The sequence below is a fragment of the Deltaproteobacteria bacterium genome, assembly GCA_003696105.1.
GTDB lineage: Bacteria > Myxococcota_A > Polyangia > Haliangiales > J016 > J016.
On record RFGE01000227.1, the window covers coordinates 1 to 10,942 of the forward strand.

9 protein-coding genes are annotated in these 10,942 nt (G+C 72.1%); 6 read left to right on the forward strand and 3 right to left on the reverse strand.

Translation table 11 applies throughout. The features are described 5' to 3' along the window. Window positions 1-338 precede the first annotated feature (338 nt). The 6 genes from D6689_15070 (at window position 339) to D6689_15095 (ending at window position 5,219) form a co-directional block, all read left to right on the forward strand. A complete protein-coding gene (locus D6689_15070) occupies window positions 339-539 on the forward strand; it encodes a hypothetical protein (GenBank protein RMH39992.1) in 201 nt (66 codons plus the stop codon). A gap of 138 nt (window positions 540-677) precedes the next feature. Next, window positions 678-1,517, forward strand: a complete 840-nt coding sequence (locus D6689_15075; protein ID RMH39993.1) for an SCO family protein — start codon at window positions 678-680, stop codon at window positions 1,515-1,517. Beyond that, complete coding sequence (coxB, locus tag D6689_15080; protein RMH39994.1) at window positions 1,518-2,453, forward strand: cytochrome c oxidase subunit II; 936 nt, start codon at window positions 1,518-1,520, stop codon at window positions 2,451-2,453. A 14-nt stretch (window positions 2,454-2,467) separates the two neighbouring features. After that, window positions 2,468-4,111 carry a cytochrome c oxidase subunit I gene (locus tag D6689_15085; GenBank protein ID RMH40000.1) on the forward strand — a complete coding sequence of 548 codons (1,644 nt, stop codon included), beginning with the start codon at window positions 2,468-2,470 and terminating at the stop codon, window positions 4,109-4,111. Between the two features lie 8 nt (window positions 4,112-4,119). After that, entirely contained in the window at window positions 4,120-4,821 is a 702-nt protein-coding gene (locus tag D6689_15090) for a cytochrome c oxidase subunit 3 family protein (protein RMH39995.1), read from the forward strand. A 5-nt stretch (window positions 4,822-4,826) separates the two neighbouring features. Further along, window positions 4,827-5,219 carry an oxidase gene (locus D6689_15095; protein ID RMH39996.1) on the forward strand — a complete coding sequence of 131 codons (393 nt, stop codon included), beginning with the start codon at window positions 4,827-4,829 and terminating at the stop codon, window positions 5,217-5,219. On the opposite strand, the gene D6689_15100 is transcribed toward D6689_15095, so the two are convergent. From D6689_15100 to D6689_15110, 3 genes are all read right to left on the reverse strand, one after another. After that, a complete protein-coding gene (locus D6689_15100) occupies window positions 5,216-8,719 on the reverse strand; it encodes a tetratricopeptide repeat protein (GenBank protein ID RMH39997.1) in 3,504 nt (1,167 codons plus the stop codon). The two genes, D6689_15095 and D6689_15100, sit on opposite strands and share 4 nt — an antisense overlap. Window positions 8,720-8,800: 81 nt before the next feature. Further along, entirely contained in the window at window positions 8,801-9,325 is a 525-nt protein-coding gene (locus D6689_15105; GenBank protein RMH39998.1) for a hypothetical protein, read from the reverse strand. 28 nt (window positions 9,326-9,353) lie between these two features. Then, window positions 9,354-10,838: a hypothetical protein gene (locus D6689_15110; GenBank protein ID RMH39999.1), complete on the reverse strand. Its 1,485-nt coding sequence runs from the start codon at window positions 10,836-10,838 to the stop codon at window positions 9,354-9,356. Window positions 10,839-10,942 lie beyond the last annotated feature (104 nt).

A 10,942-nucleotide genomic window follows, 5' to 3' on the forward strand; every position in this document is an offset into this window, starting at 1 on the left:
GCGGCGGCGGCGGGTGCGACGACGGTACCGACTCGCGCGGCGGCGGCGGCGGCGGCGGCGGCGCCGGCGGGTGCGCGGCGCCGGGCGGCGGCGGCGGCGGGTTCGGCGGCGGCGGCAGCTTCGGCGTCCTCGCGGTCAACTCGGTCGTCGACGCCCGCGATTGCACGATCGTCCGCGGCAACGGCGGCGCGGGCGGCGCCGGCGGGGCCGGCGGCCGCGGCCAACCCGGCGGCGCGGGCGGCTCCGGCGGCGGCAGCCCGGTCGGCGACGTCGGCGGTGCGGGCGGCCACGGCGGCCACGGCGGCCACGGCGGCGGCGGCGGTGGCGGCGGCGGCGGCGTGAGCTACGGCATCTATTCGTACGGGTCGACCGTCACCGAGTCGTGCACCTACTCCGCGGGCGCCCCGGGACCGGGCGGCGCGGGCGGCATCTCCGCGCCGACGGCGCCGCCGAGCGAAGACGACGGCAACGACGGCGCCCCGGGGGCGAGCGGATCGGTCGGCGACGTCGGCACCTGCGCGGCGCCGTCGGGGTGCTGACCGCCGCTGCCCCACCGCGGGTCATCATCGGCCCCAAGCGCGGCCCCAAGGGCCGGCGAAAGCGCAAAACTTTCGCAGGTCTACCGTCAACTTCACGTTGCGAGTGACGCAGCGTTTCCTCTATCTTGCACGGCCGAGATGTCTCCGTCCGTGTCCTCCCGGCTCGCCTGGGCCGTCGCCGCTGCGGCCGCCGCCATCGCGCCGGCCGGGCCGGCCGCCGGCCAGACGACCGATCGCCTGCGGCGCGAGCTGGCGGGCGTCCAGGTGGTCGAACGCCTCGGTGCACGCGTTCCGCTCGACGCGCCGTTCGTCGACGACGCCGGCGCGGCGACCACCCTCGGACGCTACGCGGCGGCCGGCCGGCCGATCTTGCTCAGCCTGAACTACGCCCGCTGCCCGGTGCTGTGCAGCGTGCAGTTGGCCGGCCTGGCCGAGGCGCTCGGCGAGCTGCCCGCCGCCGACCGCGACGTGCACATCGTCACGATCAGCATCGATCCGACCGACACGCCGGCCAAGCTCGGCGGCGCGAAGAAAGTGTACGTCCGGCAGACCGGCGACTACGCCATCGCTGAACGCTGGCACTTTCTGGCGGGGGGGCGCGCCGCGATCGACGCCGTCGCCGATTCGATCGGGTTCGCGTACCGCTACGACCCGGAGGCCGACGAGTACCGCCATCAGGCCACCCTCGCCGTGCTCACGCCCGACGGCCGCGTGTCGAGCTATCTGCACGGCGTCACGATTCGCGCCGACGAGCTGCGCGCCGCCATCGCGCGCGCCGCCCGCGGCGAGGTGCTCACCGCCGAAGACCAGCAAGCGCTGGCCAATCCCCTGCTGAACTGTTTCGCGTACGACTCCGACAGCGCCAGCCCCATGGCCGTGCGCGCCATGCGCATCGGCGGCGTCATCACGCTCGTGGGACTCGTCGCGCTGTTGGCCGTGTACGTCGCGCGCGAACGCAACCGCAAGAGGGCCTCGTAGATGTTTGCCGCCGCCTCCTATTTGCCCCAAGCCTCGTCGATCGCCGCCGACGTCGACTGGGTGTTCGACCTGATCTTCTGGGTCTGTACCGCATTTCTCGCGATCATCGTCGGCGTGGCCGGCGTGTTCGTCATCCGCTACCGCGCGCGTTCGTATCGGCCGGACGCCGAGCCGGCGCCCACGCACAACAACCGGCTCGAACTCACGTGGACGGCGATCCCGCTCGCGCTGGTCTTCGTCATCTTCGGGCTGTCGACCGCCGTGTACTTCCGAATGGTGCGCGCCGCCCCCAACGCCGCCGAGGTCCAGGTCACCGCGCGCAAGTGGTCCTGGTGGTTCGATCACCCCGAGGGCAAGGGCTCGCCCGAACTCCACGTCGTCGCCGGCCGCCCGGTGGAGCTCGTGATGGCGTCCAACGACGTCATCCACTCCCTGTCGATCCCGGCGTTCCGCGTCAAACAGGACGTCGTGCCCGGCCGCTACACGCGCCTGCGGTTCACGCCGACCGCCGCCGGACGCTACCCGATCTACTGCACGGAGTACTGCGGGCGCGACCACTCGGCCATGCGGACCGAGGTCGTCGTCCACGCCGACGCCGCCGACTACCAAAAATGGCTCGAGCGCAGCGCGTACGAGGACAGCATGCCACTGGCGGAGGTCGGCAAGAAGGTGTGGGAGGAGCGCGGCTGCAAGAGCTGCCACAGCCTCGACGGCACACCGATCAAGGGGGGCGGCCCGAGCTTCAAGGGGCTGTGGGGCAAAACGGAGACGCTCAGTTCCGGGAAGTCCGTGACCGTCGACGAAAACTACATCCGCGAGTCGATCCTCGACCCGCGCAAGGAGATCGTGCTCGGCTACGGCCCGATCATGCCGCCGACGCCGCTGGAAGAGCGCGAGATCCGCGGAATCATCGAGTTCATCAAGGCGCAGAAGTGAGCGAGGCCCACGCGATGTCCACCCACGGCGAAAACTACCTCACCGCGGAGCGCGGCTGGCGCTCGTGGATCACCACGCGCGACCACAAGCGCATCGGCGTCATGTACCTGACGGTGATCCTCATCTCCGTCCTGCTCGGCGGCCTGTTCGCCCTCGCCGTCAGGCTGCACCTGTGGAACCCGGACGGCCTGCTGGTCAGCAACGACGTCTACAACCGCCTGTTCACGCTGCACGGCGCGGTGATGATCTTCCTGTTCATCATTCCGGGCATCCCCGCTGCATTCGGCAACTTCGTCCTGCCGATGATGCTCGGCGCACGCGACGTCGCGTTCCCGCGCCTGAACCTGCTGTCGTTCTACTTGTACCTCGCCGGCACCGTGTTCTTCCTCGCGGTGCTCGTGTTCGGCGGCATCGACACCGGCTGGACCCTGTATCCGCCCTACAGCTTCGAATCGGGCAAAGGGCTCGCCCTTCTCCTCGCGCTATTGGGCGTGTTCATCATCGGCTTCAGTTCGATCCTCACCGGGGTGAACTTCATCGCCACGATGCACAACATGCGGCCGAAGGGCATGGGCTTCTTCGACATGCCGCTGTTCGCATGGGGGTTGTATGCGACATCGATCATCCAGGTGATCGCGACGCCGGTGCTCGGCATCACGGTAGCGCTCGGGTTCGTCGAGTACCTGTTTCACATCGGACTGTTCATGCCCGAGTACGGCGGCGACCCGGTGCTGTTCCAGCACTTCTTCTGGTTCTACTCGCACCCGGCGGTCTACATCATGATCCTACCGGCGATGGGCGTCGTGAGCGAGGTCGTGTCGGTGTTCAGCCGCAAGCCGATCTTCGGGTACCGGTTCATCGCGATGAGTTCGATCGCGATCGCGATCATCGGCTTCCTCGTATGGGGCCACCACATGTTCGTGTCGGGTCAGTCCAAGTGGGCGAGCGTGATCTTCAGCGTGCTCACGCTGCTGGTGGCGATCCCGTCCGCGATCAAAGTATTCAACTGGCTGGCGACGATGTATCGCGGATCGATCCGCCTCGACACGCCGATGGTCTACGTCCTGAGTTTCCTGCTGCTGTTCGGCGTCGGCGGCCTCACCGGGCTGTTCCTCGGGTCGCTGTCGACGGACGTGCCACTGCACGACACCTACTTCGTCGTCGCTCACTTTCACTTCGTGATGGTCGGCTCCGTGCTGTCGGCGTTCATGGCCGCGCTGCACTACTGGTGGCCGAAGATGACCGGCCGGCTGTACGATGAGCGCATCGGCCGATGGACCGCCGTCATGGTCCTGCTCGGCTTCTTGCTCACGTTCGTCCCGCAGTTCATCATGGGCGCCGAAGGCGCGCCGCGGCGCTATGCGACCTACCCGTACGAATGGGAGCTGCTCAGCCGGCTATCGACCGTCGGCGCCTTCGTGCTCGGCAGCGGGATGTTCGCGTCGTTGATCAACTTGCTGCAGTCGCTGCGCCGCGGCGGCCGCCGCGCGCCGGCCAACCCGTGGGGCGCGGCGACCCTCGAATGGTTCACGACCTCGCCGCCCGACCCGCACAACTTCCACGGCCTGCCGCCCCTCACCGGGCCGTACAACTTCAGCGTCCTGCAATACATCGGCGGCGAGACCGGATGGGTCCGCCGCGACGGCTACAACGTGTAGAGGCAACCATGGCCGGACACGACGCCAAGACGGCTTCCGGGCCGGAACAGTTCCTGCTCGACCACTTCGACAGCCCCGCGGCCCAGCTTCACACCGCGAAGCTCGGCATGTGGGTGTTCCTCGCCAGCGAGATTTTGTTCTTCTCGGGCCTGTTCACCGCGTACGCGGTCTACCGGGGGAACCACCCCGAGATGTTCGCCTACGGACAACACTTTCTCGACTGGCGGATGGGCGCGCTCAACACGGTCGTGCTGATCACCAGCAGCCTCGCGGCGGCGCTGTCGGTGCGGTTCGCGCAGCTCGGCCAACAGACGGCGCTGCGCCGGTCCCTGCTGGCCGTCATCGGCTGCGCCATCGCGTTCATGGTCGTCAAGTACCTCGAGTACAGCCACAAGATCACCAACGGCGTCGTGTGGGGGGACGGCTTCTCGCCGTCGCCCGAAATCCTCGCCGAGCTGCCCGCGGCGCTCCGCGCGCTGCCGGTGCCCGAAGGCATGGGCCGGTTCTTCAGCATCTACTACTGCATGACCGGCCTGCACGGCATCCACGTTCTCGTCGGTATCGGCATCTACGTGTGGATCTACCGGCACGCGGCCAGGGGCCACTACGGCCCGACTTACTACAACGCGGTCGACAACGCGGCGCTGTACTGGCACCTGGTCGACCTCATCTGGATCTTCCTGTTCCCGCTGTTCTACTTGATCGGGTAACCGCCATGGCTCACGACCCCTACGGCGAACACGTCTCGTCTCTCGGCGCCCTCGTCGGCACCTGGCTCGCGCTGCTCGCGCTCACCGTGACGACCGTCGCGGTCGCGCGCGTCGACCTCGGCTCTCTAAACGTCGTCGCCGCGCTCGGCATCGCGTCGGTCAAGGCGGCGATCGTGGCGCTCGTGTTCATGCACCTCAAGCACGGCGGCCGGTTCCTGCGGGTCGTGTTCACCGTGTCGGTCGCATTCGCGGTGCTGTTCATCGGCCTCGTCCTGTTCGACACCAAGCAATACGAGCCGGACGTCGCCGCGTACCGCGCCGCGCGCGCGGCCGCCGTCGGCGGCGAGGCGCCGGCCGCGCCCGCCCGCAAGGCGTCCGGCACGGCGCCCGCGCGTTAACGCCGCAACCCGGCGAGCGCCTCCTTGGCTTCCGCCGCGAAGTCGCCGTCGGGCGCCAACTGCAGGTAGCGTTCGAACGCCTCGCGCGCGCGCTTGCGGTCGCGCAAGGCCGCGCTCGTCTCGCCGAGCAGGAACCACGCCTCGGGACGACCCGCGGGATCGAGCGCAACCGCGCGGGCATACGCCTTGGCTGCCGCCTTGTCCTTGCCGCGCTCCTGCTCGACCTTGCCGAGCATCAGGAACGCGTCCGCGCTCGCCGGGTAGCGCCGTACGGCCGCGAGCAAGGCGTCGCGCGCCGCGCGAAGGTCGTCGCCGACGTAGTGCGCGCGCCCGAGCCACAGGTCGGCTTCGGCGCGCCACCGGGGCGCCGCCTTGGCTTCCGACAGCGATTTGCGCGCGTTGGCGAGCGCCACCATCGCATCGCGCAGCCGGTCGTTGAACAGGTGGACGCGCCCGAGCGCCAGGTCGGCCACCGGCTGGTTCGCGAACCGCTTGAGCACGTCGGCCAGCGCCGCGTCGGCTCCCTTCGCGTCGCCCGCGGCGAGATAGGCGTCGATCGCGAGAAGCCGCGTCTCCGGATCGTCGGGTCGCAAGCGGGCGGCCTCGGTCAACGCGGCGACCGCCTCCTTCGGGCGGCCCCGACGCAGCGCGAGCCGGCCGCGCTCGCGCGACAGCAGCCCCTTTGGCGACGTCGCGAGCGCCGCCGCGCGGTCGAGCAGCTTGGCCGCACCGTCGTCGTCGCCGGCCAGCATGTGCGCGCGCGCGGCGGCCACGAGCACGCGACCGTCCGTCGCCGCCTGCGCCGCGAGTGCGTCGAGCGCCTCGCGCGCGCCGGCGACGTCGCCCACGTCGATCGCGAGGTCCGCCGCCTCGAGCCGCGCCTCGATCCCGTTCGGGTCGGCCTCGATCGCGCGAGCGAACGCGCGCCGCGCCGCGTCGAACCGTCCCTCGTCGCGCTCGAGCCGCGCCAGTTCGACGTACACCGCGGCGCCCGCGCCTGCCGCGATCGCGCGGTCGAGCACCGCGCGGGCGCGCTCACGCTCGCCGCTGCGCCGCAGCGCCGATGCGTACACGACCGCGAGATCGGTGGTGGGCGCGGCATCGTACAGCGGCTGCAGCCGGCGAACCGCTCCACCGGCGTCGCCTCGAAACAGGTCGACCTCCGCGCGCGCGATCTGCGCCTCGCGCAACCCCGGCTGCGCGGCGAGCGCCGCGTCGAGATCCGCCACCGCCTCGTCGATGCGTTCGAGCGCGAGCCGCGCCCGGCCGCGCACGGCCAGCGCGTCGGGCCGCCGATCGATGTCCGCCACGCCGTCGAGCGCCGACAGCGCCTCTTCGGGGTTGCCCGCCGCGAGCGCCACCTCGGCCAACCGCACGCGCACGCCGGCGCGCCCGGGCCACCGCTTGGCGGCCGCCGCCAGTTCGGTACGGGCCGCCTCGACGTCGCCGGCGCGCAGGTACGCCCGCGCGAGCGCATCGATGAATCGCCAGTCGTCCTCCGGCCGCGCCGCGGCCGCCGCCTCGAGGTGCTTGCCGGCGGCGCCCCGGTCGCCGCGCGCCAGCGCGAGTTCGGCCAGCGCGAGCGCGGCCCACGCGGCCTGGCGCGGCGCGACCCCGATCCGCTGTCGTTCGACCGGCGTCTTGCCGTCCTGGCGCAGTTCGGTGAGCGCGGTTTCCATCGCGGCCGCGCCGTCGAGCTGCCCCATCGCCACCGCGGCGCGCACTCGCTCGATCCGGGCCGCCGGGTGGCCGGGGCTCTGCGCGAGGGCGGCGTCGAACGCCGCGAGCGCCTCGGCATAGCGTCCGGCCGCCGCCTCGGCGATGCCGAGCGCCACGTAGCCCGCCGGCCACGGCCGCAGCGCGAGTGCCTCGCGCAGCGCCGCGGCCGCCGCGGTGGGATCGTCGTCGGCGAGCGCCGCGCGGCCGCGCAGGTATCCCGCCCACGGCGAGTTCGGATACGCCCGCGCGATGGCGTCGGCCGCCGCCCGAGCGCCCGCGACGTCCCCGCGCGCGAGCGCGACCAGGCCCCGCGCGGCGAGCGCGTCCTCGCTGCGGTCGTCGCCGAGCGTCGCCAGCAGCGCGTCCGCGCGCGCGAGCGGCTCGCCGTAGTCGGCCGCGAGCACCGCCTCCTCGCGGGCGTGCGCCGCGCGGACCGCCGGGTCGTCGCGCGTCTCGCGGATCGCCTCGTACGCGCGCGCGGCGAGCCAGTGGGCGCGATACGTGTCGGGCTCGGCCAGGCGCGCCGCCTCTCGCACCGCGCGGTGCAGCTGGCGCCGCAGCCGCGCCTCGCGCACGCGGAACCCCGCGAAGACCGCGCCCGCGATCACGGCGACCGCCACCAGGCCGTACAGCCAGAAGATCGACTTGCTCCGGCCGTGCAGCGCCTTGGCGCGCGACCTGGCCGCGGCGCGCATCTGGTTGCGCGCGCGCTTTTTTCGCTTGCGTTCGGACGCCGCGTCGGCGAGGCCCAGACCGGCGCGAATCACCCGCATGTCCTCGGTGCGCGACCGCTGCGGCGCCGCGGCCGCCGGCTGGGCGACCGGTCGCGGCGCGGAGTGCGCCAGACTTGGAATCGTTCCGCTCGGAACGAACGCCGGCTCGCGAGCGGCGCCGGCATGTCGGTCGCGCGGGGGCTCGGCCGCGCGGGCCGCCGGCGCCTCATCGAGCGAGACGCTCGACACGCCGGACGGCTCCTCGGGAAACAGCGCGTCGAGCGCGTCCCCTGCGGCGAGATCGGCGGCCGGTGGCGGCCGCCGGCCCGCGCGCGGCGTCTCCGGCCGAGTCGGTCGCGCCGGCGGTGCGGCCGGCCTGCGGTAGTCGGCCGTCTGGTCCGGTTCCGCCCGACGGCCGTCGTCGGCCGGCACGGGCGCGACCGCGCTGTCCGACAGCAGCTCGACATCGCCGGTGTCGAGTTCGACCGCGGATGTGTCGCCGACGGCGAGCGCGTCGTCGCTCGGCCGAACCTCGACTCCCTCGGCCTCCACGTCCAGCTCGATCGTGCCCGTCCGGTCGCCCACCGCGAGCGAGTCGGGCGGGGCGGGCGGCTGCACCGGCCCCGCAGCGGCCGGATAGTGCTTGGTGAACTCGTCGACTCCGTCGTCGGCCAGGCCCGCCGTCGCCGCCCGCCGCGGTTTGCCCGACGCCCCGAGCGCCGCGTTGCATTCCCGCACCAAGGCGGCCGCCTCCGCGTTGGACGGGTCGAGCGTTCGCGCGCGCTCGGCGACTTCGCGGGCCTGGAGTGCGTCGCCCTTGCGCAGCAGCGCGGTCGCCTTCAGGACGTGGGCGCGAGGATTGTCCGGCTCGAGGTCGAGCGCGACGCGCATCTCCGCGAGCACCTCGTCGTAGCGGCGCAGCGCGCACAGCGCCGTGGCGAGCACGAGCCGGCCGGCCACCTCGGTCGGGCTCGCGAGCAGGCCGAGCCGGCACACCTTGACCGCATCCTGGTACTGGCCGCGGTCGACGAGCGCCTGGCCGCGCTGAACGAAGGACGTGCCGGACAACCTAACTGGCCATTATTCCGTGATCGCGCCGACCGAACCACCCCGGGCGGCGATTTTATCGCCGCCCGGCCGCACCGCGACTCAGCGCAGGGCCGGCGCCGCGCGTCCTACGGCCGTCGCACTGGCGTCGCCGGGGGAGCCCGCGGCCGCCGCAGCGGCGTCGCCGGCGTCGTCCGGCGGCTCGGCCACGCCGGGCATCGGCTCGCCGCGCACGCGGTGCTCGTCCGCGATCAGCCACTGGTTGCCTTCGCGCCGCCACACCTGGCGCGTCACCGTCTTGTGGACGATCCCGCGCGAGTCCAGGTGCCAGGTGAACTCGACGTCGACCCGCGCCCACGTGCGCTGGTTGCGGTAGCGAATGCGCTTGATCTCGACGTCGTCGATGCGCAGATCCTCGGCGAGCTGCTCGCGCTCGTCGAGGAAGTCCTCCCGCTCGAGTACCGGCACGTTGAGTGCCGCCTTGTCGAACTGCCCCCAGCGAACCCCTTCGTTGTAGTTGCGCAGGTGGTAGATGAGCGGATCGCGCTGCGCGCCACTGGCGCCGCAGGCGGCCAGCGCGACCGCCACGGCGGCGGCCGCGACCGCTCCCCGAAGGCGACGAACCACGTGTATATGCAACATACTCAGCTCCTCGTCAGGCGCCGTCGCCGCCGCGCCGCAGCGCCAACACGGCGCGCACGTCGGCGCGCGACAGCTCGCGCGATGCGACCAGCACCGCGAGGTAGACCGCGGCGACCAGCGCCGCCTCGATCAGCGTCCCAACCGGCGACGCCAACGACACCGCGCGACCGACTCCGGCGCCGGCCGCCATCGCCAAGGCGACCCGCGCGAGCGTCGACGGCGGGATGAACGCGCCGAGCGCCCGGTACATCGCGACCCCGGCGACCGCGACTCCGAGCGCCATCGCCGCGGCCGTGATCGCCGCGCACGCAACCAGCGCATCCGGCCCCGGCGCAACGCGCGGCAGCGCGAGCGCGTTGCCGGCGACCGCCGCGACGACCGTCACCGCGGCCGACCCGATCGCGGCGCGCGTGAGCCCCGCGCCGTTGAGGATCGTGCCGGCGATCGCGAACAGCGAGAACGCGACGTAGCCGAGCGCCAGCGCGACCAGCGCGCCGTGGGCGTTGTCCGCATACTCGGCGCGGAACGGCAGATCCATCACCTCGTAGGGGTTGGCGACCAGAACCACCGCCATCGCGCCCGCGAACATCAGCGAGTAGCGCGTCGTCGCGCGGATGTACCGAATCGTCGTGTCGCGCTCGCGCTCGAACGTCGCCCGCGAGATGAGCGGGAAGATGACGAAGGTCGCCGCGATGATCGCCTGATAGGACAGTCGCGCGATCGCCTGTGCGCCGCCGTAATAGCCGACGAGCGCGTCCGCGGCCGCGGCGGCCCCGTCGGCGGTCAGCCCCGCATCGCGCAGCGACACGCCCATGAACCGTTTGAGCAGGAACGTGTCCTGCAACATGATGAGATTCAGCAGGACCAGATAGACGGCGACCGACCCGAAAAACACCGCGAGCGGTCGCACGGGAAACGGCTGGTCGACGCCGCGCGGAAATCCGACCACCGCCGACGCGATGACGAGGATGGCGCCGGTCGCCGCGATCCACCCGGCGATCGCTCCGACGAGGCCAAAGCCGGCCGCGGCGAGCCCGACGATCCCCGCAGCCCGCAGCGTCGCCATGATGACGTCCAGTCCGGCCTGCTTGTGGAACGCGCGCAGGCCGTTGGCCGTGCCGACGAACACGGCGTAAAATGCATAACCGCCCACGATCGGGGCGGCCAGCCGCAGCGGCCCGGCCTTCGATGCATCCTGGAAGAAGGCCGCCGCCGCCGGCGCCAGCAGCGCGAACGCCACCGCGATCGGCAGCCCGACGCACAGGTGCATGCGGAACCCGGCCAGTTGAATGGCGCGCGCGCGATCGCGCGCCTGCGCGGTGAACCGCGACACCGCCTGGATGGTCCCGGTGACCATGACGTTGTTGACCAGCGACGCGGCGCCCGCGACGACCAGATACGCACCGAACACGCTCGCGTCGAGAACCGCCGGCAGCGCGAACGTGATCGCCGCTCCCGCGATCATGAAGTACGCCTTCGCACCGGCGATGAAGAACACGCCGCGCCCGGCATCCCGTGCTTCTCGTGTGGTCACGTGGGGTTGGGCCAGTAAACACCGGCGGCGAAACCGCGGGCAACTTTGCGCGCCCATTGCGATCGCAC

Bases quoted from the DNA above. Each gene is read 5' to 3' on its own strand.
- D6689_15075 (RMH39993.1), top strand. From the start codon at position 678: ATGTCTCCGTCCGTGTCCTCCCGGCTCGCCTGGGCCGTCGCCGCTGCG.
- coxB (RMH39994.1), top strand. From the start codon at position 1,518: ATGTTTGCCGCCGCCTCCTATTTGCCCCAAGCCTCGTCGATCGCCGCC.
- D6689_15085 (RMH40000.1), top strand. From the start codon at position 2,468: ATGTCCACCCACGGCGAAAACTACCTCACCGCGGAGCGCGGCTGGCGC.
- D6689_15090 (RMH39995.1), top strand. From the start codon at position 4,120: ATGGCCGGACACGACGCCAAGACGGCTTCCGGGCCGGAACAGTTCCTG.
- D6689_15095 (RMH39996.1), top strand. From the start codon at position 4,827: ATGGCTCACGACCCCTACGGCGAACACGTCTCGTCTCTCGGCGCCCTC.